The 20,937-nt window shown below is 60.7% G+C and carries 20 protein-coding genes; 5 read left to right on the top strand and 15 right to left on the bottom strand.

Annotated features, from left to right (window positions below):
- Positions 1–13: 13 nt before the first annotated feature.
- The 11 genes from B0G69_RS36310 to B0G69_RS36260 all read right to left on the bottom strand — a co-directional run bounded on the left by B0G69_RS36310 (position 14) and on the right by B0G69_RS36260 (position 10,680).
- Positions 14–820 (bottom strand): enoyl-CoA hydratase, encoded by an 807-nt coding sequence (locus B0G69_RS36310; protein WP_121324877.1) that lies wholly within the window; start codon positions 818–820, stop codon positions 14–16.
- Between the two features lie 27 nt (positions 821–847).
- On the bottom strand, positions 848–2,014 hold the full coding sequence (locus B0G69_RS36305; protein ID WP_121324876.1) for an acyl-CoA dehydrogenase family protein: 1,167 nt from the start codon (positions 2,012–2,014) through the stop codon (positions 848–850).
- A gap of 35 nt (positions 2,015–2,049) precedes the next feature.
- Entirely contained in the window at positions 2,050–3,297 is a 1,248-nt protein-coding gene (locus B0G69_RS36300; protein WP_241991654.1) for an acyl-CoA dehydrogenase family protein, read from the bottom strand.
- The gene (locus tag B0G69_RS36295) at positions 3,236–4,435 is read right to left on the bottom strand and encodes an acyl-CoA dehydrogenase family protein (RefSeq protein ID WP_121324874.1); all 1,200 of its coding nucleotides are present in this window, start codon (positions 4,433–4,435) and stop codon (positions 3,236–3,238) included. Before B0G69_RS36295 ends, B0G69_RS36300 begins: the two co-directional genes overlap by 62 nt.
- 70 nt (positions 4,436–4,505) lie before the next feature.
- Positions 4,506–5,648: a CaiB/BaiF CoA-transferase family protein gene (locus B0G69_RS36290; protein ID WP_121324873.1), complete on the bottom strand. Its 1,143-nt coding sequence runs from the start codon at positions 5,646–5,648 to the stop codon at positions 4,506–4,508.
- A 2-nt stretch (positions 5,649–5,650) separates the two neighbouring features.
- Positions 5,651–6,505 carry an SDR family oxidoreductase gene (locus B0G69_RS36285; protein ID WP_121324872.1) on the bottom strand — a complete coding sequence of 285 codons (855 nt, stop codon included), beginning with the start codon at positions 6,503–6,505 and terminating at the stop codon, positions 5,651–5,653.
- Between the two features lie 63 nt (positions 6,506–6,568).
- Entirely contained in the window at positions 6,569–7,393 is an 825-nt protein-coding gene (locus tag B0G69_RS36280; protein ID WP_241991653.1) for an enoyl-CoA hydratase-related protein, read from the bottom strand.
- A gap of 17 nt (positions 7,394–7,410) precedes the next feature.
- On the bottom strand, positions 7,411–8,217 hold the full coding sequence (locus B0G69_RS36275) for an enoyl-CoA hydratase/isomerase family protein (protein WP_121324870.1): 807 nt from the start codon (positions 8,215–8,217) through the stop codon (positions 7,411–7,413).
- 11 nt (positions 8,218–8,228) lie between these two features.
- The gene (locus B0G69_RS36270) at positions 8,229–9,029 is read right to left on the bottom strand and encodes an enoyl-CoA hydratase-related protein (RefSeq protein WP_121324869.1); all 801 of its coding nucleotides are present in this window, start codon (positions 9,027–9,029) and stop codon (positions 8,229–8,231) included.
- A gap of 75 nt (positions 9,030–9,104) precedes the next feature.
- Positions 9,105–10,256 (bottom strand): thiolase, encoded by a 1,152-nt coding sequence (locus B0G69_RS36265; RefSeq protein ID WP_121324868.1) that lies wholly within the window; start codon positions 10,254–10,256, stop codon positions 9,105–9,107.
- A gap of 58 nt (positions 10,257–10,314) precedes the next feature.
- Positions 10,315–10,680, bottom strand: a complete 366-nt coding sequence (locus tag B0G69_RS36260; RefSeq protein ID WP_121324867.1) for an OB-fold domain-containing protein — start codon at positions 10,678–10,680, stop codon at positions 10,315–10,317.
- A gap of 393 nt (positions 10,681–11,073) precedes the next feature.
- On the opposite strand from B0G69_RS36260, the gene B0G69_RS36255 reads away from it, so the two are divergent.
- The 5 genes from B0G69_RS36255 to B0G69_RS36235 are packed head-to-tail and all read left to right on the top strand — an operon-like array spanning position 11,074 to position 15,646.
- Positions 11,074–12,264, top strand: a complete 1,191-nt coding sequence (locus B0G69_RS36255) for an acyl-CoA dehydrogenase family protein (protein WP_121324866.1) — start codon at positions 11,074–11,076, stop codon at positions 12,262–12,264.
- Positions 12,265–12,286: 22 nt separating this feature from the next.
- A complete protein-coding gene (locus tag B0G69_RS36250) occupies positions 12,287–12,763 on the top strand; it encodes a MaoC/PaaZ C-terminal domain-containing protein (protein ID WP_106285318.1) in 477 nt (158 codons plus the stop codon).
- A gap of 2 nt (positions 12,764–12,765) precedes the next feature.
- A complete protein-coding gene (locus tag B0G69_RS36245) occupies positions 12,766–14,019 on the top strand; it encodes a CoA transferase (protein WP_121324865.1) in 1,254 nt (417 codons plus the stop codon).
- 43 nt (positions 14,020–14,062) lie between these two features.
- Positions 14,063–14,827, top strand: coding sequence for a glucose 1-dehydrogenase (locus B0G69_RS36240; protein WP_121324864.1), 765 nt, complete (start codon positions 14,063–14,065; stop codon positions 14,825–14,827).
- Positions 14,828–14,869: 42 nt separating this feature from the next.
- Complete coding sequence (locus tag B0G69_RS36235) at positions 14,870–15,646, top strand: enoyl-CoA hydratase-related protein (protein ID WP_121324863.1); 777 nt, start codon at positions 14,870–14,872, stop codon at positions 15,644–15,646.
- 89 nt (positions 15,647–15,735) lie between these two features.
- Here B0G69_RS36235 and B0G69_RS36230 read toward each other — a convergent pair whose 3' ends face one another.
- The 4 genes from B0G69_RS36230 to B0G69_RS36215 form a co-directional block, all read right to left on the bottom strand.
- Entirely contained in the window at positions 15,736–16,467 is a 732-nt protein-coding gene (locus tag B0G69_RS36230) for an enoyl-CoA hydratase (RefSeq protein ID WP_121324862.1), read from the bottom strand.
- A 16-nt stretch (positions 16,468–16,483) separates the two neighbouring features.
- On the bottom strand, positions 16,484–17,644 hold the full coding sequence (locus B0G69_RS36225; RefSeq protein ID WP_121324861.1) for an acyl-CoA dehydrogenase: 1,161 nt from the start codon (positions 17,642–17,644) through the stop codon (positions 16,484–16,486).
- 77 nt (positions 17,645–17,721) lie between these two features.
- The gene (locus B0G69_RS36220; RefSeq protein ID WP_121324860.1) at positions 17,722–18,933 is read right to left on the bottom strand and encodes an acyl-CoA dehydrogenase family protein; all 1,212 of its coding nucleotides are present in this window, start codon (positions 18,931–18,933) and stop codon (positions 17,722–17,724) included.
- A gap of 23 nt (positions 18,934–18,956) precedes the next feature.
- Positions 18,957–20,873: an AMP-binding protein gene (locus tag B0G69_RS36215; protein WP_121324859.1), complete on the bottom strand. Its 1,917-nt coding sequence runs from the start codon at positions 20,871–20,873 to the stop codon at positions 18,957–18,959.
- Positions 20,874–20,937 lie beyond the last annotated feature (64 nt).

Below are 20,937 nucleotides of genomic sequence, written 5' to 3'. Positions count from 1 at the left end.
GCCCCGTATGATTTCAATCGTCGGTGAAATTCGGCTTGCGCTTTTCGAGGAAGCTCGCGATGCCTTCCTTGTAGTCGTCGCACTGATTCGCAATCGGCATGTCGAGGCCGGCGGACATGATGGCTTCATGCGGCGTCTGAAACGGCACTTCCCAAAGTTGCGCCTTCATCACGCGCATCGAGCGTGGCGAGCAGTTCTCAGCGAGGTCGCGCGCATAGGCATAGGTCTCTTCGGCCAACGTGCTCGACGGAAACGCGCGGTTGACAAGCCCCATTCGTTCCGCTTCGAGCCCCTTGATCTTGCGCGCCGACAGGAGCAGGTCGAGTGCCCTGGCATGCCCGACATGGTGCGAGAGTATCCAGGCCATGCCGTATTCGGCGGTGAGTCCGCGCCGCGCGAAAGCAGTGGTAATCGTGGCGTCCTCGGCAGCGAAGCGGATGTCGCAAAACAGCGCGTGAATCAGGCCGATGCCCACCGTCGCGCCGTTGAGCATGGCGATGACCGGCTTCGGTATCGCGGGGTAGTACGAGCAGCGCGTTTGCCAGTCGGCGCGCTTGCGCATGTCGAAAGGACGCGGCAGCTTGGTCATCAGCGCGGCGGGATCGCCGCCAAAGCTATGAATATCGCCGCCGGCGCAGAACGCCTTGCCCGCTCCGGTGAACACGATGACGCGCACACCGCGGTCGGCCCCTGCCGCCTGCATGGCCTCATAAACTTCTGTGGCCACCTTGTCGTTCCAGCTGTTCAAGTGTTCGGGACGGTTCAGCGTGATCGTGGCGATCCGGTCCTTCACGTCGTACAGGATGGTCTCGTAGCCCATGGATGTCTCCGTCGGTGGCCAGGTCGTCTAGAAAGAGCGTGGCATGTCCAGCACATGCTCGGCCACGTAAGACAGAATCAGATTGGTCGAGATCGGCGCCACCTGATAAAGGCGGGTTTCGCGGAATTTCCGCTCCACGTCGTATTCGCAGGCAAAGCCAAAGCCGCCGTGCGTCTGCAAACAGGCATTAGCGGCCTTCCACGAGGCCGTGGCGGCCAGATGTTTAGCCATGTTCGCTTCGGCACCACATGGCTGGTGAGCGTCGAACAATTCACATGCCCTGTACCGCATCAGATCCGCCGCTCTCACGTCGATATACGATTCAGCGATAGGAAACTGCACGCCCTGATTCATACCGATGGGGCGGTCGAACACCTGCCGCTCGGTGGCGTACCTGCGCGCGCGATCGACGAACCAGTAGCCATCGCCGATACATTCGGCGGCAATCAATGCACGCTCGGCGTTCAGTCCATCGAGGATATACTTGAAGCCCTTGCCTTCCTCGCCGATCAGGTTCTCTTCGGGAATCTCAAGGTTGTCAAAAAACAGTTCGTTGGTTTCATGGTTGACCATGTTGGGAATCGGACGCACTGTCAAACCGTTGCCGATCGCCTGATGCAAGTCGACCAGAAAGCAGGAAAGCCCCTCGGATTTTTTCTTGACGTCGGCGAGCGGCGTGGTACGGGCCAGCAGAATCATCAGGTCCGAATGCTGCACACGGGAGATCCACACTTTCTGACCATTCACGACGTAGCGGCCATCTTTCTTCACCGCCATGGTTTTCAGTTTGGTGGTGTCCGTGCCGGTGGTCGGCTCCGTCACGGCCATTGACTGAAGACGCAGTTCGCCGCTGGCGATCTTCGGCAGATAGGCCCTCTTTTGAGCCTCTGAGCCGTTGCGTAACAGCGTGTTCATGTTATACATCTGGCCGTGGCAAAACCCGGAGTTGCCGCCATTGCGATTGATCTCTTCCATAATGACGGAAGCTTCGCTCAGTCCGAGACCCGAGCCGCCGTATTCCTGAGGGATCAGCGCAGCCATCCACCCAGCGCGCGTCAACGCGTCGACGAACGCTTCCGGATAAACGCGCTCGTGGTCGATGCGGCGCCAATATTCGTCAGGATATTCATTCGACAGATCGCGCAACGCATCGCGCAGTTCCTGATACGAATCGGAGGTAGAAAGTCTGCTCATCTGAATGGTTCCGTTCACATGAAGAAGCCGCGGACTCACGCCGCTGCGTCGATCAGTCCGCCCGCATTGGCGAGCTGGGTCAAGTGGTGTTCGGCGGCGCCGAACAGAATGTCGATCACACTCAGGCGACGGAGATAATGGCCGACCTTGCATTCCTCTGTCATACCGATGCCGCCGTGAAGTTGCACGCCCTGCTGAGCGACAAACCGCCCAGCGCGGCCGATCTGCACCTTGGCCGCTGCAATGCTGCGCTCGCGCTCTTTCACGTCCGGCTCCTCGCTCATCATGGTGGCAAACAGCGCCATGCTGCGGGCCTGCTCAACCATCACCAGCATGTCAACCGCGCGATGTTGCAATGCCTGGAACGACCCGATGGCGACGCCAAATTGCTTGCGCACCTTAAGGTATTCGACCGTTTCTTCGTGCGCAGCCGCCATCGAGCCGACGGCTTCGGCGCACAGCGCTGCAATGGCCTGCGCGACGACCGATTCGACTAGCGGAAGGGCCTTCCCTGCTTCGCCGATCACATCCGCGTTGTTCACGCGTACGCCCGACAGCTCGACATCCGCTGCGCGCAACCGATCCTGAGTCAGATACTCTCGGCGCGTTAAACCAGGCGCATGCGCATCGACGAGAAATAGCGCAATGCCGTCGCGGTCGCGGCGGCCGCCTGAAACGCGCGCCGACACGATCAGCCTGTCCGCACTGCCGCCATGTATCACCACGCGTTTTGCTCCATCCAGCACCCAACCATCGCCGTCGCGTCGCGCGGTGGTGGCAACGTCGGCCAGGTCGTACCGTGACTGCGGCTCCGCATGTGCGAAGGCCATCAGCAACGAACCATCGGCAATGAGCGGCAGAATCGCCTCGCGCTGCGCGACACTGCCACCAAGACGGATGCAGCCACCGCTGAGCACCACGGTCGCCAGATAGGGTTCGACGACGAGTCCCCGCCCGAACGCCTCCATCACGATCATCGTTTCGACCGGGCCGCAGCCGCTGCCGCCGAAGTCATCGGCGAAGGTCAGGCCCAGTAAGCCCATGTTGGCGTAGCGGGCCCACTGTTTGCGACTGAACCCATCGGGCTCAGCCAGGTAGCGCGCACGCTGCTCGAAGCTGTACTCGTCCTTAACAAGCCGGTCGACACTGTCCTTGAGCATGCGTTGCTCGTCGGTAAAATCAAAGTCCATGGCCCTTGCTTCTCCGCGTTTCGATTGCTGCTCAAAGTCCGAGAACGGACTTGGCGAGGATGTTTTTCTGGATTTCGTTCGATCCGCCCACAATCGAAACGTGGCGCGCGAAGTAGTGATTCGGCGCGATAGTCAGTGCCCAGTCGGGGTTCCGGATCGGCTCGCCTACGCCGCGCAGGAAATCGAGGTCGAGGGGCAGCGCGTCAGGCCCGGCCACTTCCAGAAGCAGCTCGGCCGCGAGTTGCTGAAGCTCCGACCCCTTGATCTTCAAAATCGACGTCTTCGGGTCCGGCGTGTGACTACCGCGTGCGGTGCTTTCAGCAATCACTCGCATCTGCGTGATTTCCAGCGCCTTCAACTCGACTTCGATAGACGCGACACGCTCCCGGAATTGAGGGCTGTCCCAAAGCACACCGTCGCCGCACGGAACGCGCTTCGCAAGATCTTTGGCATGGCGGATGCGCATCTTCGACACGCCGACACGCGCAATGCCGCTGCGCTCGTTGCCGAGCAAATACTTGGCGTAATCCCACCCCTTGTTTTCTTCGCCGATCCGGTTTGCTACAGGCACCCGTACGTTATCGAAAAACACTTCATTGGTTTCATGATGACCGTCGATAGTGATGATCGGCCGCACCGTCAAGCCAGGTGTTTTCATATCGATCAGCAGATAAGTAATGCCCTGCTGTTTCTTCCCACTCGCGTCGGTACGCACGAGACAGAACATCCAGTCCGCGTGATGGGCCGTCGAGGTCCACAGCTTCTGCCCGTTGATCACATAGTGATCGCCTTCCCGGAGCGCCTGGGTCCTCAGCGCCGCCAGGTCCGAGCCGGCACCCGGCTCCGAAAAACCCTGGCAGAACCAGTATTCGAGACTCGCAATACGTGGCAGGAAGTCGCGTTTCTGGTCCTCACTGCCGAACGCGATCAGCACCGGACCGATCATGTTGACATTGAACGAAAGCGTTTCCGGCGCGGGCGCCATGTGCAGCTCTTCCTTGAAGATGTATTGCTGCACCGCGCTCCAGCCAGTTCCACCCCACGCCTTATCCCACGCCGGCGTCGCCCAGCCGCGTTCGTACAGGATGCGCTGCCAGCGGCGCAGATCATCCGCCGAGTAGCGCTGTCCCAGCGCTGCCTTGGCGCGGATGTCTTCAGGCAGCGCTTCCTTGAAAAAGGCTCGCACTTCATCGCGGAACGCCAGTTCTTCGTCGGTATATCGCAGGTCCATGGTGTCTCGTCTCGATTCGTTGCCGCGGCGCTGACGGCCGTCCATTGTTTTTGTCCCGCTCAGCGGCCTCTCAGGCCAGCGTCCCTGCTCGTTTCAGTTGGTTGATACTTTGCAAATCCAGCCAGACCGACAGCGCTGCCTCGATAGTGGCCGGATTCGGCGCTTCGGGTGGCGTCGGCATCGCGGGCACCGTCGACGAAAAACGCGGCGCAGGCGCCGGCTGCACGATCCCATCGATTTCCACAAACGTCCCGCGCGCTTTCAGATGCGGATGGTCAGGCGCTTCACACCACGACAGGACAGGAGCGAAGCACGCATCCGAGTGTTCCAGCAGCGTGGTCCATTGGGCACGGCTGCGGGTCTTGAACCTGAGCGCGAACAAGGCTCGTGCAGCCGGCCAGTTGCGGTGGTCGAGCTGGGCGCCAAGCGTGTCCGGCGATATATCAAGCAGTCGCAGGAGCTCCAGATAAAACTTGTCCTCGATTGGGCCCACCGTAATCCAATTGCCGTCTGCGCACTCGTAGACGTCATAGAAATGCGAACCCGAATCGGTGATATTGGCGCCGCGCTCGTCGCGCCAGATGCCTGCCGCGTGCATGCCGAAAAAGGTCGTCGCCAGATTCGCCGTGCCGTCGACAATCGCCGCGTCCACCACCTGCCCCGCGCCGCCACCGCGGGCATGAAGGATCGCCGAGAGCAGCCCCATTGCCAGGTACAGAGAACCGCCCGCGTAATCGCCGATCAGATTCAGCGGGATCGACGGCGGCTGGTTTAATCGGCCGATCGCATTCAGCACGCCGGTGATCGCGATGTAGTTCAGATCGTGGCCGGCATATTGTGCGAGAGGACCGTCCTGCCCCCAGCCGGTGATCCGCCCATAGGCGAGCTTGGGATTGCGCTCCAGACACGTTTGCGGGCCGAGTCCAAGGCGTTCGGTCACACCCGGACGAAAACCTTCTATCAACGCGTCGGCGCCCTCCACGAGGGTTAGCACAAGTTCGATCGCGGCCGGGTCCTTGAGATCCAGTGCGATCGTCCTGCGATTGCGCAGCAGCAGGTTGTAACGCAACGGTCGCTCGATACCGAGTTTGACCGGTTGCCGCCGGTCGATTCGGAGCACGGTTGCGCCAAGGTCGGCGAGCAACATTGCGCACATCGGACCGGGGCCGATACCGGCCAGTTCGATGACCTTGACGCCAGCGAGCGGTCCCATGCTCAGCTCTTGCGCGCGTGGGCACGCATAGCGTCCCACTGTTCGTCGCTCCAGTCCTGCATCGCGCGAAATGTGGGGCCGCCCACGCCCTGCATCCAGCGGCCGCCGTCGATCACGATCATGTCACCGGTGATGTAACCGGACCCATCTGAAGCGAGATACGCGTACAGATCAGCCAGTTCCTGATGGTCGCCAAAACGCCGCAACGGAACACTGCGATCCTGCGATTCAACCTGTGAACCCGGTGGGTAAAGTTGTTCCCACGCGCCTTCTGTCGGAAACAGACCTGGCGCCACGGCGTTCAGCCGAATGCCTTTCGGTCCCCATTCGACGGCGAGACTACGGGTCATCGCGAGCACCCCGGCCTTCGCCGCCGCCGACGGCGCGGTGAAAGCGGAACCGGTCATGGTAGGCGTCGACACGGTGCTGATCACGTTGCCTTTGCGGGCGGCGTCGATCCAGCGCTTGCCCGCGGCGATCGTGCAATAGAAGCTGCCGTGCAGCACGATGTCCAGCACCGCGTCGACCGCGCGCGCCGACAGTGTCTCGGTACGCGCGATAAAGTTGGCCGCGGCATTGTTGAGCAGTACGTCCAGCGGACCTTCGCGCCAAATTGTGTCCATCATCGATTCGACCGAATCGGCGTTGCGCACGTCGGCAGTGATCGTCGTCACACGGGCGTTGTTGATAGCTGCGCGAAATTCGTCGGCCGTCGCGTCGAGCACTTCCTTGCGACGGCCGCAAATGACAAGTTCCGCGCCGAGTTCCAGATAACGCCGGCCAATACTCTTCCCGAGACCGGTGCCGCCGCCGGTGATCAGAATCTTTTTATCCTTCAGCAAATCGGTCGTGAACATGGTCTATGTGCGTTCTTAAATCCAGTGGCTGAAAAAAGCAAAATGAGCTGGGCGTGAACTTGCTCAGGTGCCGGTAAAGACCGGCTTGCGCTTCTCCATGAACGCGGCAACCGCTTCCGCATGGTCGCTGGTTTGGCGGGTTAGCGGATTCAGATCAACTTCCAGGCGCCATGCGTCTTCAATCGAATTGCCTGCGTTGACGAGGCTCGCCTTCAGCAGCGCCAGCGTCACCGGCGGGTAGCTGGCGAAACGGGCCGCCTGCTGCAGAGCGGCATCGAGCGACTCGCCCGCCGCCGTAGTCTGATTGACGAGGCCGATGCGCTGCGCGGTAGCGGCGTCGATCAAATCCGCTTTCAACATGAGTTCGCGCGCCTTGCCGCCACCGACCTTCTGCGGCAGCGTCCATAGAAGGCCGGTGTCAGGCAGCAAACCGACCTTGGTGAAGGCACAACAATATTTCGCTGCACTGGAGCTCACCGCGAAATCGCAAGCGGCTGCCAATGACAGCCCGGCGCCGAAACAGGTCCCCTCGACTGCAGCAACGACCGGCTTGGTGCCGGTGTAGATCAAGCGGAAAAGACGCACGCCCACGGCGATGCGTTCGCGCAGTTCAAGCAATGGCGGTGTGACTGTCTGCATTTCGGACAGGTCGCCGCCCGCGCAGAAGTGGCCGCCCGCGCCGGTGAGCACGATCGCGCGGGTAACCGCGTCCTCGTGAAAAAGGCGCTGGAAGATCTCCGTCAGCGCAACGCGCATCTTCATCGAAAAGGCATTGCGGCGTTGGGGGTAGTTCATCGTGACGACAGCCACATCCCCTTCGTGGCGCACCTGCACGATATCGTTCCCGTCGTCCGCGCCATGCGGCGCTTCATTTCGCTCGACACTCATCGGAGATTCCCCAACGTTCATTGACCGGTGAAAACCGGCGTGGTCTTGTCGAAAAACGCCTGACATGCGGCCTGATGATCTTTGGACAGACGCAGTACCGGCTGATAATCGATTTCGGCACGCAGCGCTGACTCCATGGTGTTGGCACTCTCGGTCAAAGCGGCCTTGAGCAACGCAACGCCCAGCGGCGGTTGTTCACCGAGGTTGCGGGCCAATTCGATAGCAGCAGCGAGCGCAGCGCCCGGCTCGACCACCTGGTTTGCCAAGCCGAACTCGCCCGCTTTGGTGCCATCGATTTCCATTGCGAGCGTCAGCATCTCTCTGGCGCGCGCCATGCCGATCTTTTCCGGGAGTGTCCACAGAATGCCGGTGTCGGGAATCAGCCCAACACGCATGAATGCCGCACAGAAGCGCGCGTTCGATGCCGCCACCACGTAATCAGTGGCCACTGCCAGCGACAACCCCGCGCCGAACGCTACCCCTTCGACGGCGGCCACCACCGGCTTCGCTCCCGCCAGCATGTCGCGTACCACCACACATGACTCGGCCAGAATCTCGCGGCTTTGCAGGATGGTCCGCTTCGTCATTTCGGAGATATCGGCGCCGGCGCAAAAGTGCTCGCCCGCACCCGTCAGCACGATCGCGCGTGATTCGGGGTCGGCCGAGATCAGGCGGTGCATCGTGTCGCGCAGTAGCTGGCGCATCTGCCTACCCATCGCGTTGCGGCGGCCGGGGTTATTCAGTGTGACGACGGCCACGGTGCCTTCCCGAGTGACCTCGATCAATGCAGGCGCGGTGTTCTCGTCCGTGTGCTTTTCGCTCATGATGTGCTTTCCTAGTCGGCCACGAATACCGGCTTGCGCTTTTCCATGAAGGCGCTGACCGCCTCCTGGTGTTCGCGGCTACGGCGCAGGATGGGCTGCAGGTTGACTTCCGTTTCGATCGCCTCGTCGAGCGTACGGATGCCTGTGGCCAGCGCCGCTTTTAGATGCGCCGTAGCGACCGCCGGCAACGCAGCATATTGGCTGGCGATTTCCAGCGCTGCGGCCAACGCGCGACCAGGTTCGACGACCTGATTGGCAAAGCCGATCTGCAACGCTTCGACACCATTGAATTCGCGCGCGCTTAGCATCAGCTCACGTGCGCGCCCGCCGCCCACGCGCTGCGCGAGAGACCAATAAAGGCCTGTATCCGGCATCAATCCCACTTTGACGAAGGCACTGGCGTAGCGCGCCGTCGATGAAGTGACCACCATGTCGCACGCGGCAGCAAGCGAAAGACCCGCGCCAAACGCGAAACCTTCGACGGCCGCGACGATGGCCTTGGGCCCGGACACCATCAGCTTGAATACTTCCAGCGGCAACTGATTGCGCTCGCGATACTCGAGCACCTTGCGCGGTTTCATCTCGGAGATGTCGCCACCTGCGCAGAACGTGTTGGCGGCGCCCGTCAGTACGATTGCCCTGCAAGCTTCGTCGTGATGCATCAGGTGGTACAGACGCGCATACAAGGTTTCGCGCATCTTCAGCGAAAACGCGTTGCGCCGCTCGGGATAATTCAGCGTGACGATGGCCGTCGCGCCTTCATATTGGACCTGCACGATCTGCGTCGCGTCGGCGGTAGTCTCTTCGCTCATCTGTCTGTCTCCTGTTGACCGGGTCCGCCGGAGCGGTGCGCGACTTCCATGCCGCGTGGCACCGGCCGGCACACGTCACAACGTCTCTTCGGTGCCGAGAATGACGGTTGCCTGACTCGACAATACGCCGCCATTGCCATGCGCGATGGCAAGCCGCGCACCAGGAACCTGCCGTTCACCGGCACGTCCTGTGAGTTGCCGCATCGCTTCCTCCATCAGGAACAAGCCGTACATGCCCGGATGCACGCAGGACAATCCGCCACCGTTGGTATTGACGGCAAGACGGCCTCCCGGCGCAATCCCGCCGTCGGACACAAAACGGCCGCCCTCGCCCTTCGGGCAAAACCCAAGATCTTCAAGGAACAGGATCGTGTTGATCGTGAACGCGTCGTACAGCATCGCAACGTCGATCTCGCTCGCGCTTACGCCGGCCATCTCGTAGGCGCGCTGCCCTGATTCCTTTGCGGCGGTCACGGTAAGATCGGGCATGTTCGCAATCTCCCGATGCGACGTGGCCGATGCTGCACCGAGCAGATAGATCGGTTTATCCGTCAGATCGCGAGCGCGATCCGCGCGCACCATCACGACGGCCGCCGCGCCATCAGTCACGAGACAACAGTCGCGCACGGATAGCGGATCGGATACCAGACGCGCGCCCAGCACGTCGTCGACAGTTAGCGGCGTACGCACGTACGCATCCGGATTGAGCTGGGCCCACTTGCGGGCCGCCACCGCGACTTCGGCAAGATCCCGGCGTGTCGTTCCGTACTGGTGCATATGCCTTGCAGCGGCAAACGCATACGACGACACGGGATTCATCGGCTTATAAGGGCTTTCCCACGGAGAAGGGCGCGACGACTGCACCAATTTGCCCGATGCACTGCGCTGGTTGCTGCCATAGGCGATCAGCGCGACGTCGATCTGGCCCGTGACCAGCGCCATCGCCGCCGTGTGCGCATAGACCTCGAATGCCGAGCCGCCGCTGCGGTTGTTGTCGGTGAACTTCGGGTGAATACCGAGGTACTCTGCGAATGTCAGGCCGGACAACATGTCGTCCGGGGTGCAGACGAACAGGCCGTCGACATCGGCCGGAGACAGCCCGACCTGTGCCAGTGCGTCGACCGATGCACGCGCGGCGAGATCCAGCGACGACATTCCCGGCGCTTCGCCAATTCCGTATGTCGCGCCTGCCACCAGCGCGGTACGCCCACGTAAGTTGAATTCCATGCGATGTCTCTTATCGGTGCAGCAGATGCCTTGCGCGTATGCTGCCGGTTAGCTGGCGTCAGGCGGGCTCGAACACGAGCAACGGCGCGTCGTTCCTGAATACGATCCTCGCCTGCACCGGCATGCCGATGCGCACCGCGTCCGGCTCTATGCCTTCGACACAGCTGATCATCCTCACTCCTTCGTCGAGGTCAATCAACGCCACGTTGTAACTCGGCGTGGGCGCCTTCTGCCTCACCACGGTGGTGGAATAAACCGTACCCCGGCCACACGCTTCGACCCACTCGAGATCGCGCGCGCCCGTAACCGGCTCGGCCACCCGCGGATAAAACACGTGGCGGCCGCTGCCGCGGCTACGCTGGATCATCAAACGGCCTTCGGCCAGAAACTTCTGATAGTCGACTTCAGGACAAACAGACTCCATTTCCCGCTCCTCCCAATGCATTCCCCTACGGGTCTCGGCACCGAACCCGGCCGTCGCGCTAGTTCCCGACCTGAATCAATCAAATACCCGAACGCTGTTCTATATTCTAAACACGCAGCCGATAACATGTCAACCGCGGCGAATAGTACTCATGCGCCGTCCGGCAAGGCTCTCACTACATCCGAACAGTGCGCGGGGCGCACTACGGGCAAACCCCCGTTCGCCCGACATCGCGCTTGACGAGCCCAAAGCCATCGTTTACTTTATCGAACAGTGTTCATTTTTATGAAGATCAGCAGCTTTCCAGGGCGGCTTGACCGTACGGGCCATCTATACATAGGTCCGAACGCCATTTACCTATCAGGCCCGGATCATTAGCAAGAGACTTTCAACGTGACCTATCAACTGACAGACGACCAAATCCAGATCCGCGACCTGGTAAGGCGCGTCGCAATGGAAAGAGTGGCGCCTCGAGCGGACGAGATCGATCGGACAGCCGAATATCCGCACGATATGTACGCGTTGCTTAAAGAACTGGGTCTTTTCACTCTTCCTTTCCCAGAGACATATGGCGGCGCCGGCAGCGTGATGTCCGCCTGCATCGCGGTCGAGGAATTGGGGCGCGTTTGCTACAACACGGGATACCTGTTGGTCGTGCAATGGACGCCGTTCGGCGCGATTCTGGCGGGCGGCACTGAACAGCAGAAGGCCCGGCTGTTGCCAGGACTTGCGTCAGGCGACTTGCGCGGCGCGCTTTCCATTACGGAATCGCAAAGTGGCTCGGACGTGTCGGGAATCCGCACCACCGCACGCCGCCACGGGGACGGTTACGTGTTGAATGGCTCGAAGATCTGGTGCACGAATTCACACATTGCCGATTTCATGCTGGTCGCCGCTAAAACGCTTGATGAAGCAGGCAATCATTTAGGAATAAACCTCTTCGTCGTTGACCGTGGCACGCCGGGGCTCACGATCGGCCGAGAGGAAGACAAGATGGGCGCGCGCGGCGTGGCGTCATGCCCGCTATTTTTCGACGACGCAATGATCAACGCCGATAACCGGCTTGGCCCCGAGGGGGGACAGGGATTCAAAGTCGCGATGGAAGCGCTCAATACCAGCCGCCCGATCGTGGCGGCACGCGCTGTCGGCATCGCACAGGGTGCGATCGACCACACCATTCGCTTCATTCAGGACCGCGTCGCCTTTGGGCAGACGGTTAGTCATTTTCAAGGTGTGCGCTGGATGGTGGCCGACATGATCACGCAGACGGAGGCCGCGCGTCAGCTCGTCTACCGCACCGCCTCACTGGTCGACTCCGGCGCGACAGGACGCGAGCTCGCTCCGATGGCTGCGATGGCAAAGATGTTTGCCTCGGACGTCGCGATGAAGGTGGCTACCGACGCAGTGCAGCTGTTCGGCGCCGCCGGTATCTCGAACGAATATCCGATCAACCGCTATTTCCGCGACGCCAAGGTGGTTCAGATCATCGAAGGAACCAATCAGATCCAGCGGAACATCGTCGCCGACAGCGTCTTCGGACGTGTCAAGAAGACTGAGCACTGTGCCCGACCTACAGACGCGTGACAACAAGGGAGAGAGAACAAATATGGAAGAGATCGAAACAGTTGGCTTGGGAGTTCATTGGGAAGACCTGCCCGTCGGCCGCAAGTTCAAGACAGTGGGACGTACTGTCACGGAGGCGGATGTCGTCAATTTCGTCTCGGTTACCGGCATGCTCGAAGTGCTGTTTACTAACACCGAGTTTCTGAAAGAGACGTCCGCAATCAAGGGACGGGTCGCACCAGGCGCCCTGGTATTTACCTTCATGGAAGGCCTGTTGACCCAGGCAACGATGCAAGGGGTCGGCTTCGCCTTCTTGAACATGGAACTCGACATCAAAGGTCCGACCTTTGTCGGGGACACCATCCATGTCGAATGTGAAGTCATCGAATGCCGTCCCAGCAACGGTCGCCCCGGCCTCGGACTTGTGCGCACGCGCAACCGCGTGATTAAGCAGGACGGCTCGGAAGTCATGGTGTATACGCCGTTGCGGCTGGTGAAAGGAAAAAAATACAAGGCGTGACCATGCACACCCCACAGCAACCTCTGCATCAGCCAACCGGCCCACTGACCGGCGTGCGCGTGATCGACCTAACCATCAATGTGCTGGGGCCGGTCGCCACGCAACTTCTCGGCGATATGGGCGCAGACATTATCAAGGTCGAGCCGCCCGAAGGTGACCAGAACCGGAAGAACGGCCCCGGTCGCAACCCCGACATGGCGGTGTTTTATACGATCATGAACCGCAACAAGCGGAGCGTGTCGTTGAACCTCAAACTGGCCGAATGCCGTGAAGCCGTTCTTCGACTGGCGGAAACCGCGGATGTCTTCATTCACAGCATGCGCCCCAGCGCGGCACGGCGTCTGGGCATCGACTACGAGAGTATCAAGGCCCGCAATCCCCGCATCATTTATGCATCGGGCCCCGGCTATCGCCCGGACGGCCCCTACAAGGATCGGCCGGCCTTCGACGACGTGATCCAGGGCGAGACCGGGATTGCTGCGATGAATCGTGATGCCGACGGCTCGCCCCGCTACTTTCCCACGGTCATCGTCGACAAGTTCTGTGGATACGTGCTCGCCTCGTCTGTCAGCATGGCGCTCTATCACCGGGAGCGCACTGGGCTCGGCCAGTGCGTGCAGGTGCCGATGTTCGAAACGATGCTTCAGTTCAACCTCTTCGAACATCTGTGGGAGGGCTCGCTTGGCTCATCGGACGGAACGGGGCTCGGTTATACACGGATGTTTTCGCCCCACCGCCGCCCCTACGCGACAAAGGACGGCCACATCTGTTTGCTCGCGGTCAACAACGAACAATGGCGGCGGGTGTTATGCGCGATCGAAGCGGCCCATCTGCTCGACGACCCACGCTTCTGCCACATTGCCGATCGCATGCGCAACATCAACGAGCTGTACCGCATCGTGAGCGAAGCGATCAAGACCCGAACAACGGCCGAGTGGAACGCCATTTTCGCAGCCGCCGACGTTCCGCACGGTCCTGTCCGCGAGTTGAACGACCTGATGCAGGACCACTACATCAAGGAAACCGGTTTCTTCCAGCACTACGAGCATCCGACTGAAGGAGACATGGTCATGACGTCCATCCCGGTGCACTTCTCCGAGTCGCCAGGCAATGTTCGGTACCTGCCGCCTAATCTCGGCGAGCACACCATCGAAGTGCTAATCGAGGCTGGATACACAGAAACAGAGGCAGCCCAGCTGAGCGGCCACGCGTCGGCCGAGAAAATGCGCCCCCCTGAAACAGTCACCAAAGCTTGACGGGCGTCCCCGCGCCCCACTACATCATGCGAGGAATTCAAAAATGAAAGGTCTCAAGAACAAAGTCGTCGTCGTTACGGGAGCTGCGGGCGGTATCGGCACAGCCATCAGCAAACGTTTCGGCGAAGAAGGCTCAACCGTCGCGCTATTCGACCTGAATGCAGACAATGCTGCCCGCGTGGTGGCAGAAATCGAATCGGCCGGTGGCAAGGCGCGAGCCTATCGCGTCGACATCACCGATCACGAGGGCGTGAATAGCGCTGTCGCGCAAGTAGAGGAAGAGCTCGGTCCAATCGAGATGCTCGTCAACAACGCGGGCTGGGACATGGGGGCATTTTTCCTTCAGACCGAGAAGCCGTTTTGGGACAAAGTGGTCGCCATCAACCTGTACGGTCCGTTGAACATGCATCACGCCGTACTGAAGCGGATGGCCGAACGCGGCCGCGGAAAAGTGGTGAACATCTCGTCGGATGCCGGTCGTGTCGGTTCGTCGATGGAAGCGGTGTACTCGTTCTGCAAGGGCGGCATCATCGCATTCTCGAAGACGATGGCGCGTGAAATGGCGCGGCAGCAGATTCCCATCAATGTCGTCTGCCCCGGCCCCACCGCTACAGCCTTGCTCGACAACCTCGCGCAGGGTGAAAAAGGCGACCGTATCAAGGCAGCGCTGGTCAAGGCGGTGCCGTTTGGGCGCATGGGCGAACCCGACGACATTGCCGGCACCGTGGCGTTCCTTGCAAGCGACGACGCCGCGTTCATCACTGGCCAGGTTATCAGCATCTCCGGTGGCCTCACGATGGCAGGTTAACGCCCCGCTCCCGCTCATTCAATCTGCAACTGGAATATAACCATGGAATTTCAGGACATTCTTTATAGCGAAGCCGACGGAGTCGCGACGATCACGATCAATCGCCCGAAGGTACACAACGCATTCAACGCGAACACCTGCGAAGAACTGATCAAGGCATTTAGCAAGGCCGGCTGGAATAAGGCCATCGGCGTCGTCGTGCTGACGGGCGCCGGCGAAAAGGCTTTTTGCACAGGCGGCGATCAGTCCGGCGACGGCTACGGTGGCCGCGGCACGGTGGGGCTGCCGATCGAAGAACTGCAGAGCGTTATCCGTGACATTCCGAAACCGGTCATCGCTCGGGTGAACGGCTACGCGATCGGTGGCGGCAACGTGCTCGTCACCCTCTGTGACCTTGCCATCGCTTCGGAGATAGCGATTTTTGGCCAGGTCGGCCCCAAAGTGGGCTCGGTCGACCCGGGTTTCGGCACGGCGTATCTTGCTCGCATCATCGGCGAAAAACGTGCACGGGAGATCTGGTATCTGTGCCGTAAATACACCGCCAAAGAAGCGCTCGAGTGGGGCTTGATCAACGCTGCGGTCCCGGCCGACCAGTTGGACGCCGAGACGAAGAAGTGGTGTGACGAGATCCTGCAGATGAGCCCGACCGCGATCGCGCTCGCCAAACGTTCGTTCAACGTGGATAGCGAAAATATCCGGGGCATCGGTGCATTCGCGATGCAGGCGCTCGCGCTCTACTACGAAACGGATGAGTCGAAGGAAGGCGGTAATGCGTTTCGTGAAAAACGGAAACCGGAATTCCGGAAATACGTTAAGTAAGCTCGCCTGACACAAAGGAGGCGTCAACGACGCCTCCCTCTTTCCCCTTTCTGCGCGGCGCGTACAGACAAGTTTCCCGCTCTTTTAAACTATCGCTCTGTCTGCCACGCCATGGGCGTCTTTGCCTTGCGTTCGGCCAGCGCAGCCTTCTCTATTTTCAGCGCTTCGCTCAGCGAAGCGAGCGCTCCGGCGTCGATAACGTGCTTGACGGTACCGATCAATTCCGGCGAACGGCTCGCTATGGTTGCGGCAAGCGCACGAGACCGTTCGAGCAATGTCGCGTGCGAAGTCACCTCGTTGACGAGACCGATCCGCAGGGCTGTAACGGCATTGAACGGCTCACTGGTGAAACTGATCTGCTTGGCCCAGCGTGAGCCCACAATGTGCGGCAGGCGCGCCGTCATCCCACCACCCGCGAGCGCGCCGATCTTTGTATGGGTGTCGGCAAAACGAGCGAGCTCCGAAGCGATGATGAAATCGCACCCCATCGCCAGTTCGAGGCCGCCAGTCACCGCAGCCCCATTGCACGCGGCAATGACTGGCTTGCTCAGTCGTGGCCACATGTCGATCATGGCGGCGACTTCGCTGCGTGGCGCGTCCGGAGCAGAAAATTCAGCAAGGTCTAGCCCTGCGCAGAACGCCGGATCGGCACCGGTGACGATCAAAACACGGAGGCTGTCATCGCCCTCGAAGTGCGTCAAGGCATCGACAAGCGCTCTCGTCAATGCAAGGTTCAAGGCGTTGCGGACATCGGGCCGGTTCAGCGTCAACGTCAAAACGCCATTGTTCAGATCAGTTAGCAGTACCTGTGATTGCGCCATGTTCTCCGTCCTCGAGTCACGCAGCCAAAGCGCGTGCGTCCGCCTGAATCTGCTGCGCGTAACATTTCAGGTGGTACTCCATATTGCCGAACAGCACATCGGAGATTAACGTGCGCCGGTAGTGATGACCAACCTTATACTCGTCCGTGATGCCGTAGCCACCGTGCAACTGGATACCCTGCTGCGAAACAAATTTACTGCTTCGGATAGTTTGAGCTTTGCAACCCGACACCTGAACGCTGCGCGTCGCATCGCCTTCGGTGAGCGCACGCAGCGCCCGGTGCAACGTGGCTCTGGCCTGCATCGCCTCAATTGCCATATCGGCGATGCGGCGCTGCAGCGCCTGAAAGCTGCCGATGGGCACGCCGAACTGCTTGCGCGTCTTCAGGTACTCGGACGTCAGCTCGATTGTGTCGTCGATATCGCCCAACAACTCCGCGCAACTCGCGACGATGGATTCGTCGACTGCAGCCTGCAGACCCTGCAACGCCTCACCGGGCGTGCCGATCACCGCGCTCGCATCGAGCGTCAGGCCTGCAAGCACCAGGTCCGCCGCAGGCGTGCCGTCGAGCAATCTGTATGGCTCGAGCGTCACGCCGCGAGCGCGTGGATCGATCACGAAGAGCGCGAGCCCCGCATCATCACGCACACCGCCGGCGACACGCGCGACGACAATGACGCGATCAGCTACCGGCGCGCCCACAACCAGCGTCTTGCGACCGTCGAGCCTCCAGTTGCCGTCTCCCATCTGGCTGGCAGTTGCCGACACATGTGACACGACGCCTCGTGCGTCGCGCTCGCTGTGCGCGACGGCAACCACCGCTTCGCCCGAGATAATTTCCGCGAGCAAATCGTCTCGTTGTGCGCCGCTCGCGCAATAGGTCACCAGCGCGGCGGGGAACACGCCGCACATGACATAGGGCTCGAGCACCAGCGCCCGTCCCAGTTGCTCAGCGATCAGCGCGCTTTCAACAGGAGTAAAACCCAGGCCGCCGAATGCTTCCGGCACCGCCACGCCGAGCCATCCCATTTCGCCAAACATGCGCCACATATCGCGCGAGAAGCCGTCTCCATGAGCAACCAGCGTACGGCGGTGCTCGAACGTATAATTTTTCTGCACGAAGCGCTGCGCGCTGTCCTGCAACATCTGCTGTTCGTCGCTTAGATCAAAGTTCATGCAGCGTCCTTTCGTGCCCGCGGGAGAAGTGATGCCATATCAATCGGACTGACTCACGCCATCGGTGATATCGCCCGTCACAGTCCGAACAGCGCCTTGGCGATAATGTTCCGCTGAATTTCCGCCGTGCCGCCGTAGATCGTGCATGCTCGCCGGTAGAACACTTCGGCGGCGAGACCCGGCGCGTAATCCGGTCCCGCGAAAGTCTGGCCCCGGAGTGCGCGGTCTTCGTTCGGATCGCCATAAAATACAGCGCCGTAGTCGCCAACCACTTCGAGCAGCATTTCAGTGAGCTTCTGATGTAACTCGGAACCTCGGACCTTGAGCATCGAGCCAATGGCCATGCCACCACTGCGCTCGTCCAAACCTTGATGGAGGATTTTCTGCACTGCCATGTCGATGGCGAGCACTTCGAGTTCGTATTGGGCCAGTCTTGCCGCAAACGTCGCATCTTCGATCAGGGGCGTATCACCGGCACGTTCCTTCATCGCGTAGTGACGAATCTTGCGCAGGTAGCGTTTTAGCGCCGGGGCTTCCGCACCAAGGAACGCTCGCTCATTGAACAAAAGAAATTTCGTATAGCCCCAGCCCTTATTTTCCTCGCCGATCAGATTGTCGACCGGCACGCGAACATTGTCGTAAAACACTTCGGCGAGATGGTTGCAACCGTCAAGCGTCGCAATCGGCCGCACGGTCACGCCCGGCGACTTCATATCGAGCAGGAGAAAGGAAATGCCCTTTTGTGGCTTGGCTTCCGAATCGGTCCGGACAAGCACGAAGTTCCACTGTCCATAACTTCCGAAGCTGGTCCATATTTTCTGACCGTTCACGACGTAATGATCGCCGTCGCGGACCGCCGTCGTACGCAGCGAGGCGAGATCGGAGCCCGCTCCGGGCTCGGAGAAGCCCTGAGCCCAGAACACTTCGCCGCGCTGAATAGGTGGCAGAAAGCGGCGCTTCTGCTCGTCGTTGCCGAACTCACAAATCACCGGCCCCACGAGCGACACTCCGGCCTGATTTTGCGTGGGCGCGCCCGCCAGATAGCACTCCTCTTCAAAGATATACCGTTGCGCCGCAGTCCATCCCGTTCCTCCGAGATCGGCCGGCCAATGTGGCACGGACCAGCCGCGCGCTTCGTGCAGGATGCGGGTCCAGCGCAGCGCATCGTCGTCGCCTGCGAGAAAACCTTGCTGACCGCGCCAGGCGAGCTCAGGAGGCAGGTGCGCCTTAAGAAAATCCTGTACCTCTTTGCGGAAGGCTTTGTCCGCGGAATCGACATGAAAATCCATCGGGTGGTTTCCTGGGTTTCAATTCATCGGATCGGGCTGGAGGCATTCGCAAGAGAGCCCCTTCGGGCAAGCAGCGTGCGACGCGTGGGAACCGCTTCGTACAGTTCCGCGACCACAGCGCTTCTTCGCGCGAGAACGTTGGCCTGACTGATGGCGCCTTTCGCGCTCAACTCGCCGTTGTCAAGCGTCGGTTGCGCGCTTTCCAGTACGATCCGCTCGATTCGGCTCGAACTACCGCCGGGGCGCGTGGCCAGCAGATCGAGCCCGCGCTGGAAGTGCTCGCGCACGCCAGCGCTGGCCAGGATCTGGTCAGCGTCCGGCATGGGCTCAAGCAGGTCGTCGCACAATGCGCGACACGCTTGCAGATCAGGAAAAACCAGCGCGGTAAGAAAGCCCTGATCATGGCCGGCGATGACGACGTCGCGTGCATAAGGTGAAAATGCGTCCAATGCGGCGAGTCGCAGTTCAGCCACATTCACCCAGGTGCCCGAGGACAATTTGAAGTTCTCAGCGAGGCGACCATCGAAGCGCAAGCCGAGCTCACGATGCTCTGGATCGATGAATGCACCGGCATCGCCAGAGCAGAAATAGCCCTCTTCGTCGAAAGATGCGCGCGTCCGCTCCGGGTCCTTCCAATAGCCCGGTGTCACGCAGTCGCCCGCATAACGAATTTCCAGCTTCTCTCCAACCGGCACGACCTTGACCTTCACGCCGGGTACCGGCAGCCCGGCAATGGCTTGCCGCCGCGGATCCCACGCCGCCGACATCGGCGTCGGCCCGGCTTCGGTGCCGCCGAGCCCGGACATGATCAACACGCGCTGTCCGATCGTCTTCACCGCGAGTTCATCGAGTGCTGCCCAGATGTATTCAGGCAGACTGGCTCCGCCGTAGTAGATCAGTGCCAGCTTACTGAAGAAATTCTCGCGTAGCGCTTTGTCCGAGCGGAGATGTGGAACCAGCGCCGCCAGTCCTTGAGGCGTATTCAGGTAGATGACCGGCGCGATTTCGCGCAACGCATCTAATGTCGGACCGATTTGCTCCGGCGTGGGCTTACCCGGGTCCAGGTAATACGTCCCTCCGCCATAGAGCACCATGCCGAAGTTATGGGTCCCGCCAAACGTGTGATGCCACGGGAGCCAGTCCACCAGCACCGGCGGTGCATCCTGAAGAAAAGCGAAAGTCTGCGCGACCTGTTGCCGGTTACTGCACAGCATCCGCTGCGAGTAAATCACACCCTTCGGTGCCCCGGTCGTCCCGGACGTAAACATGATCTTGCCGATCGTATCGGGACCAACGTTATCGAATGCCTCATCGACCGCGGCGGTGACCGGCGTGTCAAGCCAGTCGAAAAACCAAGAGGCCATACGCCCTTCTGGCAACCTCCCGCTCACCACACATTCGACATCGCCGAACACGTCGCGCAACGCGCGACCGTAAAGCGCGCCGTCATCCGCGAACACGAGCCCTGGCGTGCACACCGACGCCAGATGTTTCAGCTTCGCAAAGTCCTCGGACAGCAACGAATACGCAGAGGTAACCGGAACATAGGGGACGCCGACGTGCAGCGCCGCCAGCGCCAGCAACGCATGTTCGAAGCTGCGGTCCGAGAGGATCATCAGCGGCCTCGCGGGCGACAGTCCTCGGGCAAGCATAGCCTCGCCTAGTGCACGAGCGCCGTCGAGCGCTTGCCGATACGTCAAATGCTCCCAACTGGCGCCATCGGCCGTTCGCCGTGCGAGCAACGGCCGATCTGGTGCGACCGCGGCCCACTTCACAAGACGCTCAGTCAGCCGCGCGGGGTAGGGATCCAGCGGTTCGTCCAGCTCATAGACGACGCTACCGTCAGGGCGCTGTTCAACAGTGGCCTTCATACCGCCAAGGCGCAGCGGCCGAAACGGCACATCCATCAAAGGGTCGTGCGAAAGCGGACCTGCGTTCATCTCTGTCATCCTGTCGTTAGCTTTTTCCGTTCATATACCTGCCACTTCGAGCGCCTTTACCGAC

Origin of the sequence: Paraburkholderia sp. RAU2J (genome assembly GCF_003634845.1) — a bacterium.
Classification (GTDB): Bacteria; Pseudomonadota; Gammaproteobacteria; order Burkholderiales; family Burkholderiaceae; genus Paraburkholderia; species Paraburkholderia fynbosensis.
Note: the sequence above shows the minus strand (reverse complement) of the source record. Positions and strands in the feature narration are given on the sequence as shown.